Annotated in this window: 21 protein-coding genes; 12 read left to right on the forward strand and 9 right to left on the reverse strand. The window is 60.8% G+C overall.

Annotation, left to right across the window (positions count from 1 at the left end):
• Positions 1-102 precede the first annotated feature (102 nt).
• Entirely contained in the window at positions 103-675 is a 573-nt protein-coding gene (locus CO667_RS07970) for an NAD(P)H-dependent oxidoreductase (RefSeq protein WP_097617866.1), read from the forward strand.
• A 44-nt stretch (positions 676-719) separates the two neighbouring features.
• Here the strand turns inward: CO667_RS07970 and CO667_RS07975 are convergent, their stop codons facing one another.
• The 4 genes from CO667_RS07975 to CO667_RS07990 all read right to left on the reverse strand — a co-directional run bounded on the left by CO667_RS07975 (position 720) and on the right by CO667_RS07990 (position 4,164).
• Positions 720-1,481, reverse strand: a complete 762-nt coding sequence (locus tag CO667_RS07975) for an amino acid ABC transporter ATP-binding protein (protein ID WP_097617867.1) — start codon at positions 1,479-1,481, stop codon at positions 720-722.
• Complete coding sequence (locus CO667_RS07980) at positions 1,478-2,158, reverse strand: amino acid ABC transporter permease (RefSeq protein ID WP_012759450.1); 681 nt, start codon at positions 2,156-2,158, stop codon at positions 1,478-1,480. Before CO667_RS07980 ends, CO667_RS07975 begins: the two co-directional genes overlap by 4 nt.
• A 208-nt stretch (positions 2,159-2,366) precedes the next feature.
• A complete protein-coding gene (locus tag CO667_RS07985) occupies positions 2,367-3,140 on the reverse strand; it encodes an amino acid ABC transporter substrate-binding protein (RefSeq protein WP_097617868.1) in 774 nt (257 codons plus the stop codon).
• A gap of 154 nt (positions 3,141-3,294) precedes the next feature.
• Positions 3,295-4,164, reverse strand: coding sequence for a DMT family transporter (locus CO667_RS07990; RefSeq protein ID WP_097618094.1), 870 nt, complete (start codon positions 4,162-4,164; stop codon positions 3,295-3,297).
• A 210-nt stretch (positions 4,165-4,374) separates the two neighbouring features.
• Here CO667_RS07990 and CO667_RS07995 point away from each other — a divergent pair, with 210 nt between their 5' ends.
• The 4 genes from CO667_RS07995 (at position 4,375) to hisC (ending at position 8,835) form a co-directional block, all read left to right on the forward strand.
• Entirely contained in the window at positions 4,375-5,151 is a 777-nt protein-coding gene (locus tag CO667_RS07995) for a DeoR/GlpR family DNA-binding transcription regulator (protein ID WP_097617869.1), read from the forward strand.
• 65 nt (positions 5,152-5,216) lie between these two features.
• A complete protein-coding gene (locus CO667_RS08000) occupies positions 5,217-6,410 on the forward strand; it encodes an MFS transporter (protein ID WP_097617870.1) in 1,194 nt (397 codons plus the stop codon).
• Between the two features lie 96 nt (positions 6,411-6,506).
• Positions 6,507-7,757: a flavodoxin-dependent (E)-4-hydroxy-3-methylbut-2-enyl-diphosphate synthase gene (ispG, locus tag CO667_RS08005; RefSeq protein WP_097617871.1), complete on the forward strand. Its 1,251-nt coding sequence runs from the start codon at positions 6,507-6,509 to the stop codon at positions 7,755-7,757.
• 16 nt (positions 7,758-7,773) lie between these two features.
• Complete coding sequence (gene hisC, locus CO667_RS08010) at positions 7,774-8,835, forward strand: histidinol-phosphate transaminase (protein WP_097617872.1); 1,062 nt, start codon at positions 7,774-7,776, stop codon at positions 8,833-8,835.
• A gap of 27 nt (positions 8,836-8,862) precedes the next feature.
• Here hisC and CO667_RS08015 read toward each other — a convergent pair whose 3' ends face one another.
• The gene (locus CO667_RS08015) at positions 8,863-9,777 is read right to left on the reverse strand and encodes a polyprenyl synthetase family protein (protein ID WP_097617873.1); all 915 of its coding nucleotides are present in this window, start codon (positions 9,775-9,777) and stop codon (positions 8,863-8,865) included.
• A gap of 135 nt (positions 9,778-9,912) precedes the next feature.
• Between CO667_RS08015 and mtgA the strand changes: the two genes are divergently transcribed.
• The 5 genes from mtgA to CO667_RS08040 all read left to right on the forward strand — a co-directional run bounded on the left by mtgA (position 9,913) and on the right by CO667_RS08040 (position 13,174).
• Positions 9,913-10,650 (forward strand): monofunctional biosynthetic peptidoglycan transglycosylase, encoded by a 738-nt coding sequence (mtgA, locus tag CO667_RS08020; RefSeq protein ID WP_097617874.1) that lies wholly within the window; start codon positions 9,913-9,915, stop codon positions 10,648-10,650.
• Between the two features lie 192 nt (positions 10,651-10,842).
• A complete protein-coding gene (locus CO667_RS08025) occupies positions 10,843-11,565 on the forward strand; it encodes a DUF1868 domain-containing protein (RefSeq protein ID WP_097617875.1) in 723 nt (240 codons plus the stop codon).
• A 13-nt stretch (positions 11,566-11,578) separates the two neighbouring features.
• A complete protein-coding gene (locus CO667_RS08030) occupies positions 11,579-12,226 on the forward strand; it encodes a glutathione S-transferase family protein (RefSeq protein WP_097617876.1) in 648 nt (215 codons plus the stop codon).
• A gap of 155 nt (positions 12,227-12,381) precedes the next feature.
• Positions 12,382-12,567, forward strand: a complete 186-nt coding sequence (gene rpmF / locus CO667_RS08035) for a 50S ribosomal protein L32 (protein WP_003543812.1) — start codon at positions 12,382-12,384, stop codon at positions 12,565-12,567.
• 199 nt (positions 12,568-12,766) lie between these two features.
• On the forward strand, positions 12,767-13,174 hold the full coding sequence (locus CO667_RS08040; RefSeq protein WP_097617877.1) for a hypothetical protein: 408 nt from the start codon (positions 12,767-12,769) through the stop codon (positions 13,172-13,174).
• On the opposite strand, the gene phaR is transcribed toward CO667_RS08040, so the two are convergent.
• Complete coding sequence (gene phaR, locus CO667_RS08045; protein ID WP_097617878.1) at positions 13,169-13,741, reverse strand: polyhydroxyalkanoate synthesis repressor PhaR; 573 nt, start codon at positions 13,739-13,741, stop codon at positions 13,169-13,171. The genes CO667_RS08040 and phaR overlap by 6 nt on opposite strands.
• Positions 13,742-13,982: 241 nt before the next feature.
• On the opposite strand from phaR, the gene CO667_RS08050 reads away from it, so the two are divergent.
• The gene (locus CO667_RS08050) at positions 13,983-15,164 is read left to right on the forward strand and encodes an acetyl-CoA C-acetyltransferase (RefSeq protein WP_097617879.1); all 1,182 of its coding nucleotides are present in this window, start codon (positions 13,983-13,985) and stop codon (positions 15,162-15,164) included.
• Between the two features lie 69 nt (positions 15,165-15,233).
• Positions 15,234-15,959: a beta-ketoacyl-ACP reductase gene (locus tag CO667_RS08055; RefSeq protein ID WP_097617880.1), complete on the forward strand. Its 726-nt coding sequence runs from the start codon at positions 15,234-15,236 to the stop codon at positions 15,957-15,959.
• Positions 15,960-16,026: 67 nt separating this feature from the next.
• Here CO667_RS08055 and CO667_RS35315 read toward each other — a convergent pair whose 3' ends face one another.
• The 3 genes from CO667_RS35315 to CO667_RS08065 all read right to left on the reverse strand — a co-directional run bounded on the left by CO667_RS35315 (position 16,027) and on the right by CO667_RS08065 (position 16,835).
• Entirely contained in the window at positions 16,027-16,200 is a 174-nt protein-coding gene (locus CO667_RS35315; protein ID WP_179874091.1) for a hypothetical protein, read from the reverse strand.
• A 194-nt stretch (positions 16,201-16,394) separates the two neighbouring features.
• On the reverse strand, positions 16,395-16,652 hold the full coding sequence (locus CO667_RS08060; RefSeq protein ID WP_097617881.1) for a glycine zipper domain-containing protein: 258 nt from the start codon (positions 16,650-16,652) through the stop codon (positions 16,395-16,397).
• A 27-nt stretch (positions 16,653-16,679) separates the two neighbouring features.
• The gene (locus CO667_RS08065; RefSeq protein ID WP_003543790.1) at positions 16,680-16,835 is read right to left on the reverse strand and encodes a DUF3309 family protein; all 156 of its coding nucleotides are present in this window, start codon (positions 16,833-16,835) and stop codon (positions 16,680-16,682) included.
• Positions 16,836-17,254: the final 419 nt, after the last annotated feature.

The raw sequence follows: 17,254 nt of genomic DNA on the forward strand, positions 1-17,254 counted from the left end.
TTTGAGGCGTCAGCGGCCTCCTCGCCTTGCCGGGCGAGGAGGCTTTCTCATAGACTGGCACTCCCACCATCCGCCCCCAAGACCAATCAGGACATCATCTCCATGAGCAAGCTGAAGATTGCCGTCATTGTCGGCAGCACGCGTATTGGCCGTTTCGCCGAACATCCGGCCAAATGGATCGCCGAACTGGTCGGCCAGCGCTCCGATCTCGAAGTCGAGATTCTCGATCTTCTCGACTATCCCATGCATTTCTTTGGCGAAGAGCGTGCCACGACGGCGGAAAGCGAATCCGCCGAGCGCTGGAAGAAGAAGCTGCGCGAATTCGACGGCTTCATATTCACCGTCGCCGAATACAATCATGGGCCGACGGCTGTTTTGAAAAACGCGATCGATCTCGGCGAATTCATCCAGAAGCCGGTCGGTTTCGTCGGTTATGGCGGCGTCGGCGGCGCACGTGCGGTCGAGCAGCTTCGTCTGATCTTCGTGGAAATGAGCGCTGCTTCCGTCAAGACCGGCGTCCACATCGCATTCAGCGAATATCTTGCCGTTCTCAAGGAGGGCAAGAGCCTTGGCGATTACCCGCATCTCAACGAAGCTGCCAAGAACCTGCTCGATCAGATCACCTGGTGGGGCAATGCGTTGAAGGCTGCGCGCGCCGTCGTCACGGCCTCCTGATCGCAGTTCCAGCAATGCCGGGATGTGCGCATCCCGGCATTGTCTTAGATATCGTAAGTATGGGCGGCGTTGATCGTCGAGATGAAGCGCTTGGTGCGTTCGCGCTGGGGCGTATTGAAGATCGTCTTGGCGCTGCCCGTTTCCACCACGCTTCCGGCTTCCAGGAAGACGACGTCATTGGCGATTTTCGAGGCAAGCCTGAGATCGTGGGTCGCCATCACCATCGTCGTGCCTTCTCTGGCCAAACGGCCGAGCACATCAACCACCTCGGCCGAAAGCTCCGGATCGAGCGCGGAGGTCGGCTCGTCGCAAAGAAGCACGCGCGGCGACGGCGCCAGCGCCCGGGCAATCGCCACACGCTGCTGCTGGCCGCCTGAAAGTGTCGAGGGCCAGGCGTTCGCCTTTTCGGTCATGCCGACCTTGGCCAGCAGCTCCATGGCGCGTTCGCGGGCCTTTTCCCGCGGCCATCTCAACACGGTCACCAGGCCTTCCATGACATTCTCGATCGCGGTCTGATGCGGGAAAAGCTGGAAGTTTTGGAAGACCATGCCGGTCTGGCGGCGGATTTTCTGGATCGCCTGCCAGCTCGTTCGTTTGCCCGGCGCAAAGGCCAGTGCTTCCTCCCCAAGGCGGATGGAACCGGCGGTCGGGATTTCGAGCAGGTTGATGCAGCGCAGCAGCGTGCTCTTGCCGCCACCGGACGGCCCGACCAGCGCGGTGACGCTGCCTTCAGGAATACGGATGCTGATATCCTTGAGGATGACGGCGTCGCCGAAGCGCTTTTCGATGTTGGAAAGCTCGATCATGCATTTGCCTCCAGCATGCCGCCGTAACGGGCGAAGCGGCGCTCCAGCCGCACCTGCAACTGCGAGAGAACGGAGCTCAGGACGAGATAGATCAGCGCCGCCTCGATATAAAGGATCAGCGGCTCATAAGTGGTGGCGACGATGCGCTGCGCCGCCTGGAAGAGTTCCGGCACGGTGATGGCGGCGGCAAGCGAGGTGTCCTTGACCAGCGAGATGAAGGTGTTCGACAGCGGCGGCACGGCGACGCGGGCGGCCTGCGGCAGGATGGTGCGGCTCATCGCCTGGCGCCAGCTCATGCCGATCGAATAGGCGGCCTCCCACTGGCCCTTCGGCACCGAGGAAATGACGGCGCGGATGATCTCGGAGCTGTAGGCGCCGATATTCAGGGTAAAGCCGATGAGGGCGGCGGGAAAGGCATCGAGCAGAATACCGAGGCTCGGCAGGCCGTAGAAGATGACGAAGAGCTGGACGAGCAGCGGCGTGCCGCGAATGACCCAGACATAAAAACGGGCGACGGCGGAAAGCGGCATCGGCCCGAACAGCCGGGCGATCGCGGTGGCGAGCCCGAGGGCGAGGCCGAAGACGAAGGATAGCAGGGTCAGCGGAATGGTGAAGATCAACCCAGCCCAAAGGAGCGAGGGAAGTGATTCCGCCATCAGTTGGAGCCAGTGCGCCAAGGGAGTTCCCTCTCGTCGGTTGGTACGTTGAAGTGGCATACCCCTCCCCAACCCCTCCCCACAAGGGGGAGGGGCTTAGCGGAGGCCCCGGCGCACCAAATAGCAACCGTACTGCTGGCCGAGAGGTTGTTTGGAGATGAGAACAGTGCGGCATCGAAGCCCCTCCCCCTTGTGGGGAGGGGCTGGGGAGGGGAGTTCTGAACGAAGCTTACTTGGAAACGTCCTGGCCGAAATACTTGTCGGCGATCTTCTTGTAGGTGCCGTCGGCCTTGATGTCGGCAAGCGCCTTGTTGATTTCGGCAAGAAGCTCCGGCTCGTTCTTGCGGATGATGATGCCGGAATAATCGGCATTTTCCTGCTCGGCGACGATCTTCACCGGCGCGTCCGGCTTGTGCTTCTTGAAGTCGAGGAAGGAGAGGCTGTCGTTGATCGTGGCATCGGCGCGCTTGGTCAGCACCAGCTGGATCGACTGATCGAAGCCGTCGGTGCCGACGAGTTCGGCGCCGGCTTCGGTGGCGAGCTTGCCGAAGTTGCTGGTCAGCGACTGGGCGGATTTCTTGCCCTTGAGGTCGGCGAAGGACTTGATGCTGTCGTCGCCGTCGCGGGCAATCAGCACGGCCTTGGAGGCGATATAGGGCTCGGAGAAATCGTATTTCTGCTTGCGGGCTTCGGTGATGCCGACCTGATTGATGACGGTGTCGTAGCGCTTGGCGTCGAGGCCGGCGATCAGGCCGTCCCACTTGCCTTCGACGAATTCGGCCTTGACGCCGAGCTTGGCGGCGATGGCTTCGCCGATCTCGACATCGAAGCCGACGAGCTTGCCGCTTTCGTCATGATAGGTGAAGGGCGCATAGGTGCCTTCGGTGCCGATCTTGAAGACGCCGGCCGATTTGATGGCGGCGAGGTTTTCGCCGGCATGGGCGGGCAGGAGGGCCGCAGCCTGAATGAGGGCGGCAGCGGCGACGGTTTTCAGCCAGTTCATTGTTGTATCCATCCTTGGGAGATTGTCATCGGATGAGGGATAGTTCGCAGAAAATTAGGGCGCGGGAAGCGTAAAAAACTGCGAATAAAAGCAGCAACTGCAAATATTTTTCTCAAAGCGCCGGTTGAACCGTGAATCCTTTGGAAAATTCGCATCAAACAGCGATGCGACGGCGCAGCCTTTCGCTGACAATGATGATCAACCCGGCCCCGAGGATCATGCATGCGCCGGCGATGACATTATGCGTGGGGATATCGGCCCAGATCAGATAGCCGAGAAGGAAGGCCCAGACGAGAGACGTATATTCGAATGGCGCAAGCACGGAGACAGGCGCCCGGCGCATGCCTTCGAAGAGGGCGAACTGCGCCGCGCCGGCAACAATGCCGGTGGCGACGAGCAGCACCAGCTGCGTCATGTCAGGCGTCCGCCACGTATAGAGAACGGCAACGCCTGTCATAACAAGGAAAAAGAGGTTGGAGACGGCAAGCTGGACGATGGTTTTCTCGTGCAGCGAGGTCTTGCGCAGCAATACCATGGCGGAGGCCCAGAGAACGGCTGCCTGCAGCGCCAGATAGACCGGCCAGGAGATGGCAAGGCCGGTCGGGTTGCAGGCAATGAGCACGCCGACGAAACCGACGCCGACGGCAAGCCAGCGCGCCGGCGTGACCTCCTCCTTCAGGATCAGCCATGCAAGCAGGGTGCCGACGACGGGTGCGGCGTAATAAAGCGTCGTCACTTCGGCCAGCTGCAGGCGGCTTGCGGCGGAATAATAGGAAAGCCAGGCAGAGAGAAGAAGGATGCTGCGGACGATCATCGGCTTGATGATCGGCGATGTCATCGTTTGCTGGACGAGCCTGCCGCGGCCATAGGCGAGACAACCGGCGAGGATGGTGAGACTGCGGAAAAACAGGATCTGCCAGACCGGGATGGTTGATGTCAGGATCTTGATGATCGCGTCATGGAAGGTGAACGCCATATAGGCGACGCTCGTGAGCAGAATGCCCAGGCTGACGGAGTTTTTCACGGGAATGCACCAGATGGCGGATAGGCCGGCGGGAATCGAGAATATGCGATCGGTAATCCCGGCCCTCCGGCCGGTCAATAGGCCATATTTCGCTCTGGTGGTGGAGCTTTGTTTCATAACGTCAGAAAACGTGTAATCGTGCATATTGCCTGCACGATCATCAGTGTTTATGCACGTTTTTCATGTCTGAGGTATTGATCCGGTAGAAACATGCAGGATTTTTTGTTGCGAGAGCGCCAGGGGGTGATTTCCGAGAGGCTGCGGCTAAATGGCCGCGTGCTGGCGGCGGAACTTGCGCTGGAATTCGGCGTCTCCGAGGATACGGTTCGGCGCGACCTGCGCGAAATGGCGGCGGCAGGGCTCTGCGAGCGGGTCTATGGCGGCGCTTTGCCGGTTTCGCCGGCGCATGGAAGCCTGACGCAGCGCATCGGTTTTGCCGCTGGCCGGAAACAGGCTCTGGCGCGCGCCGCGGCAACGCAGATTGCCGCCGGTTCGTGTGTGTTCTTCGATGCCGGCAGCACCAATCTGGCGATCGCCAACGCACTGCCGGCCGAACTCGAGCTGACGGCCGCGACCAATGCGCCGGCGATCGCCGCCGCACTCATCGACAAGCCTGCCGTCAACGTCATCCTGATTGGTGGAATGGTGGACCGGCAGACGGGCGGGGCGCTCGGCGCCAAGGCTCTCCGGGACATGGAGCAGATTTCGCCCGATCTCTGCATTCTCGGCGCCTGCGGCGTCGATCTCGAGGCCGGTATCACCGCATTCGGTTTCGAGGATGCGGAGTTCAAGCGGTTCGCGGCATCCAGGAGCAGAAAAGTGCTGGTGGCGGTCACCTCGGAGAAATTCGGTACCGCCGCGCCGCATAGTATCCTGCCGGTTGCGCATTGCGAATGCCTGGTCGTCGAGCACGATGCCGATCCGGCCGTTCTCGGCCGCTACCGCGAGCGCGGATGCAGAACCGTGATCGCCGAGGAAACGACCTGAGGCTGCGGCCACAGAGTTTAGGGAAATCGGGCGCTTGCAAGCCCGGCAATGAGGAAAGACCGAAAATGGACAGTCATGTGAGTGCGCCGCCGGGAGCTCGGAGCGGCTTCGTTACCAGAAGCAGGGCGGCTGTTTCCCTGCTTTTCCTCATGAACGGCTTCGTCGTCGGCTGCTGGGCGCCGAAGATCCCGGATTTTGCCGAGCGGCTGGCGCTGAGCAAGTTCGAGCTCGGGCTGATGATCCTCATCTTCGGCGTCGGCTCGCTGGTCATGATGCCGATCGCCGGGGCGCAGATCGCCAAACACGGCTCGCGTATCGTCGTTCAGGTGCTGGCTGCCTGCGTGTTGCCGCTGCTGCTGGCCTTGACGCTCGCGCCAAATGTGATCACCGGGGCAATCGCGCTGTTTCTATTCGGCGGCTTCATCGGCGCAATGGATGTGGCGATGAATGCCAATGCGGTGTCGGTCGAGAAATCCATGCGCCGTGCCATCATGTCGTCCTGCCACGCTTTCTGGAGCCTTGGCGGGCTGATCGGCTCCGGCCTCGGCGGCATCGTGATTTCCAAGCTCGGCATTCTCGGCCATGCGCAACTGGCAACGGTGCTGGCGGCGATCTTCCTTGCTCTGGCATGGCCGATGATCCTTGCCGATCCGCCGCATCCCGATGCCAAGAAGGAAAAGACAAGACTGCCGATGGTGCCGCTGCCCTGGCTGCTCGGATTGATGGCCTTGTTCTCCATGGTGCCGGAAGGTGCGGTTCTGGACTGGGGCGCGCTCTATCTCAGGCAGGAAATGGGTGCATCCGTGGCGCTTTCCGGTCTTGGTTTCGCAGCTTTTTCGGCGACCATGGCGATCATGCGCTTTGCCGGCGACGTGGTGCGCGATCGTCTCGGCGGCGTCAAAACGCTGCGGATCTGCACGCTTTTTGCCATCGTCGGCATGCTGCTTGCCGGCCTGGCGCCCAATGCCGAGCTTGCCATTCTGGGCTTTGCCTTTTGCGGTATCGGCATTTCCAACATGGTGCCGATCGCCTTCTCGGCGGCGGGCAACATTCCCGGCCTCAAGCCCGGCATCGGCATCTCCGTGGTCACGACCATGGGTTATTCGGGCATGCTGGTTGCGCCGTCCCTCATCGGCTTCGTCGCCGAGCATATTGGTTTTGCGGTCGTTTTCATGGCGCTGCCGGTGCTGCTGCTGGTCGTTCTGCTGTTCTCCAAGCTCGCCCACTATGCCGATGGGGTCTCCGGAGGCGGCCACTGAGCCGCCTCCAAACAAAAGTGATATCGGGGGCGGTTGACAAGAAAGCGGTCATGATCCACCTGAAAGGCACTGTTTTTAGGGGTGAAAAAGCGCTTCATGTCCTCAGCCGCCGATTTTGATCCGAAACCGCGCCGCGCTTCCGTTGCCGTCGATGTCGGCGGCGTCATCGTCGGTGGCGGGGCGCCGGTCGTCGTGCAGTCCATGACGAACACCGATACGGCCGATATCGATTCGACCGTTGCCCAGGTCGCCGCCCTCCACCGGGCGGGCTCGGAGCTGGTGCGCATCACCGTCGACCGCGACGAGAGTGCCGCCGCCGTGCCGAAGATCCGCGAGCGGCTGCTGCGGCTCGGCATGGACGTGCCGCTGATCGGCGACTTTCATTATATCGGCCACAAGCTGCTTGCCGATCATCCCGATTGTGCCGCAGCGCTGGCGAAATACCGCATCAACCCCGGCAATGTCGGCTTCAAGGACAAGAAGGACAAGCAGTTCGCCGAGATCATCGAGATGGCGATCCGCTACGACAAGCCGGTGCGCATCGGCGTCAACTGGGGCTCGCTCGATCAGGATCTCTTGACGGCGCTGATGGATCAGAACGCCGCAGCCGGCTCGCCGCTTTCGGCCCGGCAGGTGACGCGCGAGGCGATCGTGCAGTCGGCGCTGCTCTCGGCAGCCCTTGCCGAAGAAATCGGCCTGCCGCGCAACCGCATCATCCTGTCGGCCAAGGTCAGCCAGGTGCAGGACCTGATTGCCGTCAATTCGATGCTTGCCGAACGCTCCAATCATGCTTTGCATCTCGGTCTGACCGAGGCCGGCATGGGCACCAAGGGCATCGTCGCCTCGTCGGCGGCGATGGGCTTCGTGCTGCAGCACGGCATCGGCGATACGATCCGCGTGTCGCTGACGCCCGAGCCGAACGGCGACCGCACGCGCGAAGTCCAGGTGGCGCAGGAAATCCTGCAGGTCATGGGCTTCCGCCAGTTCATACCGGTCGTTGCCGCCTGTCCGGGCTGCGGGCGCACGACGTCGACGGTGTTCCAGGAGCTTGCCCAGAACATCCAGGCCGATATCCGTAAGAACATGCCGGTCTGGCGCGAGAAATATCCCGGCGTCGAGGCGCTGAACGTCGCCGTCATGGGCTGCATCGTCAACGGGCCGGGCGAAAGCAAACATGCCGATATCGGCATTTCGCTCCCCGGCACCGGCGAGACGCCGGCGGCTCCCGTCTTTATCGACGGCAGGAAGGCGCTGACACTCCGCGGCCCCAATATCGCTGCCGATTTCGAGGCGCTTGTCGTCGACTATATCGAGAAGCGCTTCGGTCAGCGTACCGCGGCGGAATGAACGGCAGCGAATTCGAATGAGCCGATACTGGTCTGATATCGTCAGCAAGCTTCAGCCCTATATCGCGGGGGAACAGCCCCGCATTCCCGGCCTGGTAAAGCTCAACACCAACGAGAATCCCTATGGGCCGTCTCCTCGGGCGCTCGAGGCGATCGGGCAAGCGACGGACGATTGTCTGCGGCTCTATCCCGATCCTGCAGCCACGGAATTGCGCGAGACGATCGCGGCGCGTCACGGTCTGACGGCGGACGAAGTTTTCGTGGGCAATGGCTCCGACGAGGTTCTGGCGCATGCGTTTCAGGCGCTGCTGAAACACGATCTGCCGCTGCTCTATCCCGACGTGACCTATAGCTTCTACCCGACCTATAGCCTGCTATACGGTATCGAAGCGATCGAAATACCGGTCGATGACAGGTTCCAGATCCGGCTCGCGGATTACAACAGGCCATGCGGTGCGATCATCATCCCCAATCCGAATGCGCCGACCGGTATCGGCCAGCCGCTCGCTGACATCGAGGTGCTTGTCGCCACCCATCCGGATGCGGTCGTCGTGATAGACGAAGCCTATGTCGACTTCGGCGGTGAAAGCGCCATCCCGCTGATTTCCCGATATCCCAACCTGCTTGTCATCCAGACTTTGTCGAAATCCCGCTCGTTTGCGGGCCTGCGCGTCGGTTTCGCGCTGGGGCAGCGGGAACTGATCGAGGCGTTGGTGCGTGTCAAGGACAGCTTCAACTCCTATCCGCTCGATCGCCTGGCGCAGGTTGCCGCGACCGCCGCGATCCAGGACGAAGCATGGTTCGAGACATGCCGGAAGAAGCTCATTGCCAGCCGGGACCATCTCGTTGCGGAACTCGAAGCGCTGGATTTCGAGGTTCTGCCGTCCCAGGCGAATTTCATTTTTGCCAGGCACGAAAGCCGGTCGGGTGCCGCGCTTCTCGCCGCTCTGCGCGAGCGGAACATTCTCGTCCGGCTTTTTGCCAAGCCGCGTATTGCAGATTTCCTGCGCATCAGCATCGGCACGGACGAGGAATGCGCCGGTCTGGTTTCCGCTCTCAAGGCGATATTGGCAGCCTGAGCTGCCCATTTTCTGAGTCCGGGGACGTCAGCTCTTCCGGTCGGCGATGAACTGCGCTGCGGCGATGAGGGTCGAGGCACGGGCGCCGTAGGGGGCAAGCAGCGTCTCGGCATCGCGGACATGCTGGCGGAGCTGGGCCTCGGCCCATTCCATGCCGTGCAGGGCGACGAGCGTTCCCTTGCCGCGGGCTGCATCCTTGCCGGTCGCCTTGCCCATGGTCGCAGCATCCGAGGTCAGGTCGAGAATGTCGTCGGCGAGCTGGAAGGCAAGGCCGATTTTTTCGCCGAAGGCGCGCAGGCGACGACGATCTTCCGGCGGACTTGCCGAGATGAGGGCGCCGGCTTCGCAGGCGAAGCGGATCAGCGCGCCTGTTTTCATCGCCTGGAGGCGGATGATGCCGGCCTCGTCAGGGGCCTGTTTTTCCGCCGCGAGATCGAGCGCCTGGCCGCCGGCCATGCCGCCGAGACCGGCGGCGCGGGCAAGGGCCAGCACCAGCGCTGCCTTGCTCGTATCGGGAAGGGCCGTTTCCGGCGCGGCGATGATGTCGAAGGCGTAGGTCAGCAGGCTGTCGCCTGCGAGGATCGCGGTGGCTTCGTCGAATTTGATGTGGACCGTCGGTTTACCGCGGCGCAGATCGTCATCGTCCATGGCCGGCAGATCGTCATGCACGAGCGAATAGCAGTGGACGCATTCGAGGGCTGCGCCGACACGAAGCGCCGCCTCGGCGTCACCGACGAGAAGGGCGGCACTTTCAACGACCAGGAACGGGCGCAGCCGCTTGCCGCCGTTCAGCACGGCGTAATGCATGGCGCTGCGCAAGGTCTCGGGCCTGGCGATTTCGTCGGAGAGGGTGTTCGGCAAAAGCAATGCGTCGAGCAGCGCCTCGATCTCGCGGGCGTTGTGCTTCAGCCTGGTTTCGAAAGTGTCCCGGTTCGCGTCCATGGGCGCTGTTTGCCATGAGGGCGGAGGCGCTTGCAACGGAATTGTCGATGGCGCCGGCAAGATTCCCTCTGTGCTCTGGCATAAGCAGCGCACAGGGGTTATGAGAACGATAGGAGCGAAATCGGGCTGGGGACATTGGATATAGCGCCAGAGATAGAGGACAGCGTCGACGCGCCGGCCGAGCGGCGATGGTTTGGAGACCGGCGTGTGTTGAAACGCATTGTCCTTGCCGTGCTGACCCTGCTGGTCCTTCCCTATGCGCTGATCTTCTTCTACCTGCTGCCCTTCATTCACCCGGTTTCGACGCTGATGCTGCGCGATCTCGTGCTGCTGCGCGGCTATGACCGCAGATGGGTGTCACTTGATCAGATCGCCCCGGTTCTGGTGCAATCGGTGATGATGTCCGAGGATGGGCAATATTGCTTCCACGGCGGCGTCGACTGGGCCGAGATGCGCATGCTGGTCGAGGATACGCTGAAAGGCCAGGCGACGCGCGGCGGCAGCACCATCCCGATGCAGACGGCGAAGAACCTCTTTCTCTGGAACAGCCGCTCCTTTGTGCGCAAGGCAATGGAGCTTCCTCTGGCCGTCTCCACGGATTTCGTCCTGTCGAAACGGCGGCTGATGGAAATTTACCTCAACATCGCCGAATGGGGTCCCGGCATCTATGGCATCGAGGCGGCGGCCCAGCATCATTTCAAGGTGCCGGCCTCGAAGCTGACCCGGCGCCAAGCGTCGCTGCTTGCGGTCTCGCTGCCGAACCCGATCGATCGCAATGCCGGCAAGCCGGGACGAGGCCTTCGCCGGCTCGCGGGCGTGATCGAGCGGCGGGCGCAGGGTTCCGGCGATTACATCAGATGCATCTATGAGTGAGATCAGGCTTGTCGTTAGGAACGGCGCTCTAGATTTTTGAATTGGGGCATCATATTTCATTTTTGAATTGGGACATCATACTTCCGAAAAGCGATTCCGATTTTGGGAAGTATGATGCCCCGGCCGTCATCTGACATTCTTGGTTCTGCCATATGGGCGAATGGAGTCCAATCAGAGCCCCCGAGTCGCCCCATGACCGTCACGACGTTTTCTCCCGAGCTTCTCCTTTATTCGAAGACGCACAATCCGAACCCGCCCGCCCATCTCGGCAGCCGTTATCGCAAGGTCGGCGGCTTTCTGCCGGAAGCCGGCAACACCATCGTTTGCCATGTTGAGAAGGGTTCGTCGTCGCAGGCGGTGCTGATCGAGGCGCGGGAGAAATATCTGGCGATGCCGGAGGCCCCACAATTCCTCTTCACGCCGATATCAAGCCTTCACATGACGCTTTTCGAAGGTACTATCGAGACCCGGCGCCGGCAGGACTGCTGGCCGGGCGATCTCCCGCTCGAGACGCCGATCGACGACATGACCGAGCTGATGGCTGCCAGGCTTGAAGGTTTCCGGATGTTCGAGCCCTTCAAGGTCGCCGTCGTCGAAGCTCGCCCGTCGGGCCTGCTCGTCGACGGGGCGACGGAGAATGACCGCAGGGTTATGCGCGCCTGGCGCAACGCGTTTGCCGACCTTCTCGGCTATCGCCAGCCGAACCATGAGGACTATAAGTTCCACATGACCTTCGCCTATGTGATCGAACGGCTGGAGGACGAAGCCTTGCCGCGCTGGCAGGCGATGCTCGACGACGTGGCCGAGGATATCCGCCGCAAGGCCCCGGTTTTCGAGCTGACGCCGCCGGCATTCTGCGTGTTCGAGGATATGAACCATTTCCATGAATTGTTGATCTTCGATTTCGACACCTGAACGGGAGAAGCCCATGGACAGACCGACGCTCTACATTGCCAATAAGAACTATTCCTCCTGGTCGTTCCGGCCCTGGATGGCGCTGACGGGCGTCGGCATCGATTTCGAGGAAGTCCTGATCCCCTTCGACTATCCGGGTGGCAATCCCGACATCAAGGCGGTATCGCCAAGCGGCAATGTGCCGATCCTGCAGCACGGCGCATTGAAGATCTGGGAATCGCTGGCGATCATCGAATATGTCGCCGAGCTTTACCCGGAAGCCGGCCTTCTGCCGAGCGATCGTGCCGCGCGGGCGATCGCCCGTTCGGTTTCGATGGAAATGCTCTCGGGGTTCCGGGCGCTGCGCGCCGCTTGCCCGATGAATATCCGCCGGCCGAAGGCCAGGATCGTCTTGCCGGATGGTGTCGATGCCGATGTCAACCGCATCGAGACGGTCTGGCGAGACCTGCTGCAGCAATCCGGCGGGCCGTTTCTCTTTGGCGCATTCAGCGGCGCAGATGCGATGTTTGCGCCTGTCGTCAACCGGTTCGACATCTATGACCTCGTCAATCGGGACGAAACACTGGCCTATATGAAGACCATGAAGGCGCATCCGGCCTGGCGGAAATGGGAAGAGGCGGCCCGCGCCGAGCGTTGGATCGTGGCGGAAGACGAAGTTTGAGCCAGGAATCATCGGCGTCGCAAAAAATATGCATGGGGACTGGTCAAGCTCACCCCTTGCATGTATAAGCGCGCCAAATTCCGAAATCGCGACATGTCCGTTTCGGCCGCCAGTCTGGCCGTGGGAATGTTTTGCCCGCAAGTGGAGTAAGAGAAATGGCTGTACCGAAGAGAAAAACAAGCCCGTCCAAGCGCGGTATGCGCCGTTCGGCAGACGCACTGAAGGCTCCGACCTACGTCGAAGACAAGAACTCCGGCGAACTGCGCCGTCCGCATCATATCGATCTGAAGACCGGCATGTATCGCGGCCGCCAGGTTCTGACGCCGAAGGAAAGCGCATAATTTCCCGATCCGGCTTGCCCGATCGAAAGTTTCAAGGCCGGCGTCAAGCCGGCCTTTTGCATTTTCGGCATTCAGCTTCGATGGAGATCTTGCGGTGTCGTCGCTCCAAATCGATCTCTCTGCAAATATAATATTTGCAATGGCTTGAAGTAGGACGACGGTTTACGGCAGTATTCTCATCGCGCCAGGAGATTTGCCGATGATAGCCGCCATGCCACTGATGATTATTCCATTTATTCTTTACAATCTGGCGATGCTCGGCCTGATGGGCGACGGCGGCATTCCGGCACTGCAACATGATATCATCGTGCTGTCGATGATCTCGGGCGCGATCTGGAGCATGGCGCTCGGCGATCTTTTCATCGTCATAGCGCTTGTCGTGCTGTTCTTCGAAATCCTGAAGGCTACCAGAACCGGTCCCGGCAACCTCATCAACCATATCCTGTCGATGCTGGTGTTCATCGCCTTCCTGGTCGAGTTTCTGCTCGTCCGGGACGCTGCGACGCAGGTCTTCTTCATTTTGATGACGATCGCTCTGATCGATGTGATCGGCGGTTTTGCCGTCTCGATCAGGAGCGCCGGGCGGGATGTCTCGATCGGATTATAGGTTGTCGAGTTTGTTCTGAAGGGCGCGGAGCTGTTCCTTCAGCTCATCGATATCCTTGGCCTCGGCCTTGCGGCTTTCCTTGGCAGGCGGCGTCATGAAGGGCGAGAACATCTGCATCGCCTGCTGAAACAGCTCGGTGTTGCGGCGAACCTGGTCTTCGACCATCTGCATCGGCAGTTGCAGGTTCTTGCCGATCGGCGTCTCGCCGAAGGCGCGGTTCACCTGCTCGCGCATCTGGGACTGCTGTTCGGTGAAGGCGCGCATCGAATGTTCGAGAAAGCTCGGCACGACCATCTGCATCTGGTCGCCGTAATAGGTGATGAGCTGGCGCAGGAAGGAGATCGGGAGCAAGGTGTTGCCGGTCTTCGATTCCTGTTCGAAGATGATCTGGGTCAGCACCGAATGGGTGATGTCATCTCCGCTTTTTGCATCCTGGACGGTAAAATCTTCGCCCTTCTTCACCATCTCCGCCAGGTCTTCCAGCGTGACGTAGGTGCTGGTGCCTGTATTATACAGCCGGCGATTGGCGTATTTCTTGATAACGATCTGACCCTCATGCTTCGCCATATCAGTCTCCTGGACCCCCGTCTGAATTATGGATATTCCTCCACTTCAGACTGTAAACGCAAAAGAAGGCCGGTGACAATCTCTTTGTGCGATGCGGCAAACCTTTAACAGAGCAGATGAATCGGCTTTGGCGGTGACCGCCGAAAAATGACGGCAGCCGGTCTTCGCGTTTGACTTGTGCCCCAAGCTTTGCCAGTTTCCACTTATGTAAGTGAGACGAAAAACGAGGAGGAGCGTCCCCATGAGCAATTCATCCGTCGTCATCGCCAGCGCAGGTCGAACAGCAGTCGGCTCGTTCAACGGCGCTTTTGCAACGGTCCCCGCGCATGAGCTTGGCGCGGCCGTCATCAAGGGAGCGCTCCAGCGCGCCGGCGTCGATGCCGGCGAGGTGGATGAGGTCATCCTCGGTCAGGTGCTTGCCGCCGGCGAGGGCCAGAACCCGGCCCGCCAGGCGGCGATCAAGGCCGGCATTCCGAAGGAAGCGACGGCCTGGGGTGTCAACCAGCTCTGCGGCTCCGGCCTGCGCGCCGTCGCACTCGGCATGCAGCAGATCGCCACCGGCGACGCCCGGATCATCGTTGCCGGCGGCCAGGAATCCATGTCGATGGCGCCGCATGCCGCGCATTTGCGCAGCGGCACGAAGATGGGCGACATGAAGATGGTCGACACGATGATCAAGGACGGCCTGACCGACGCCTTTCATGGCTATCACATGGGGGTCACAGCCGAGAATATCGCGCGCCAGTGGCAACTTTCGCGCGAGGATCAGGATCAGTTCGCCGTCGCTTCGCAGAACAAGGCTGAAGCCGCGCAGAAGGCCGGCCGTTTTGCCGACGAGATCATTCCCTACCTCATTCAGACGCGTAAGGGCGACGTGACCGTCGACGCCGACGAATATATCCGCCATGGCGCCACGCTGGAAGCAATGGGCAAGCTGCGCCCGGCCTTCGACAAGGAGGGCACGGTCACCGCCGCGAATGCCTCCGGCCTCAACGACGGTGCGGCCGCAGCGGTGCTGATGAGCGAAGCCGAAGCTGTCAGGCGCGGTATTCAGCCGCTCGCCCGCATCGTTTCCTGGGCAACGGCCGGCGTCGATCCTTCGATCATGGGCACCGGCCCGATCCCGGCGTCGCGCAAGGCGCTGGAGAAGGCCGGCTGGTCAGTCGGCGATCTCGATCTTGTCGAGGCCAACGAGGCGTTTGCGGCGCAGGCCTGCGCCGTCACCAAGGATCTCGGCTGGGATCCGTCGATCGTCAACGTCAACGGCGGAGCGATTGCGATCGGCCATCCGATCGGCGCGTCTGGCGCCCGCGTTCTCAACACGCTGCTGTTCGAAATGAAGCGCCGCGGCGCCAAGAAGGGCCTGGCCACGCTTTGCATCGGCGGCGGCATGGGTGTCGCCATGTGCTTCGAGGCGCTTTGAACCGCATACGATCCGTCATGATTGAAAAGCCCACCAAGAGGCGGGCGAAAAACAACAGGGGAGTGGAACATGAGCAGAGTGGCTCTGGTCACCGGGGGTACACGCGGCATCGGCGCGGCGATTTCCGTAGCGCTGAAAAACGCCGGATATAGGGTCGCGGCCAACTATGCCGGCAACGACGAGAAGGCCAGGGCCTTCCACGAGGCCACAGGGGTTCCGGTGTTCAAATGGGACGTTTCGGATTACGCCGCCTGCGGCGAGGGGATCGCCAGGATCGAAAGCGAGATCGGTCCGGTCGAAATCCTCGTCAACAATGCCGGCATCACCCGTGATGCGATGTTCCACAAGATGACGCCGCAGCAGTGGCACGAGGTGATCAATACCAACCTCACCGGCCTGTTCAACATGACGCATCAGGTCTGGACCGGCATGCGCGACCGCAGCTTCGGCCGCATCGTCAATATTTCGTCGATCAACGGCCAGAAAGGCCAGATGGGCCAGGTGAACTATTCGGCCGCCAAGGCAGGCGATCTCGGCTTCACCAAGGCGCTGGCCCAGGAAGGGGCGGCCAAGAACATCACCGTCAACGCCATTTGCCCCGGTTATATCGGAACGGAAATGGTGCTGGCCGTGCCGGAGAAGGTGCTGAACGAACGCATCATTCCGCAGATCCCGGTCGGCCGTCTCGGCGAGCCGGAAGAGATCGCGCGTTGCGTCACCTTCCTCGCCTCCGACGATGCCGGCTTCATCACCGGTTCGACGCTGACGGCCAATGGCGGGCAGTTCTTCGCCTAAGCCCACACTACGGAACAGATTCAAAGCGAGGCGCGTCGGCAGGACGCGCCTCTTTTCATTTGCTGGATCAAGAGCGGTGGTCGGTGTTCTTATATCGCTGTGTCCGAACCTCAGTCGTCCGAATCTTGGCCGGTACTTTCCGCATCGAGCGATCTTCGCTGCTCAGGGCCAATATCGCCGTCGTCAGGAAAGCCGACGCGATGAGAACAGCGACGAGGGAATTCAGGAAAATCTGGGTCATGGAAGCGTTTCCTTTCAGGTGCGCCGGGCGGCTTTGCCTGCCCGTTGCGCTGACGAAAGGAATATGTGCCTGTCCGTTGGGCGGCGGTAGATTTGACTTTCACGACCAATTGTCAACGTCTTGTTGACGGATGCCGCCGGCAAAGAAAAACGGGCGCCGAGGCGCCCGTTGGGAGTCCGATATGATTCTGCCGGTTAGCGGCAACGGGCCTCGTAGCGGCGGCCGTAGCGGTCGCGATAGACGCAGTAGCCGCGGCGTTCGACCGAATGGCCGATGAGCGCGCCGGTCAAACCGCCGGCAACGGCGCCGACGGCGGCACCACCCCAGCTGTTGGTGACGACACCGCCGATGACCGCACCGGTGCCGGCGCCGATGGCCGTACCTTGTTCGGTCGCTGTGCAGGATGCCAGGGCGCCGATGAGGGCACCAATAAGAACAATCTTCTTCATCATGTCGTAACTCCCCAGGTTAGTTGGCCTTTAGATGCGGCCCATTAGTACAAGGATAATGATAATCACGAGAACTAGCCCCAAACCGCCGGAAGGTCCATAGCCCCAGCCACGGCTATAACCCCAATTCGGCAAGGCTCCGATCAAGAGCAGAATGAGGATAACAAGTAGTATGGTGCCAAGCATGATGTGTTTCCTTCATTTCATCCGCAATTTGGATGGACTGGAAACACGCATTGGCGATTTTTGTTCCCGGTTACATGGCTGAAATGTGACGAGGTTTGATTCGCGTTTTCAGTTCGGTCATCTCGGAAAATTATCGCTATGGTTAAAAACGTATTTAAATACAATATGTTGCGGTGAACAAAGAGGGAAAGTCGCGATGTCGCCGATTCGTCAGCGATTCGTTCCGTATTTGATCAGCGCGCCAATCCTCCCACCTTGTCCTAACGCCGTCTGAATCCGGCTTCCAAAAGATTGATGCCGCTGCGCGTAGACCAGACGAAGGGATCTGCCGCCGATCCGCATCTAGCGTAGGGAGCTGATGACGCCACCAGATGTGGGCGTGAACGAAAGGCGAAAATAGCGGAGTCAGCGATTCGTCT

The sequence above is a fragment of the Rhizobium sp. L43 genome (assembly GCF_002531725.1).
Lineage (GTDB): Bacteria > Pseudomonadota > Alphaproteobacteria > Rhizobiales > Rhizobiaceae > Rhizobium.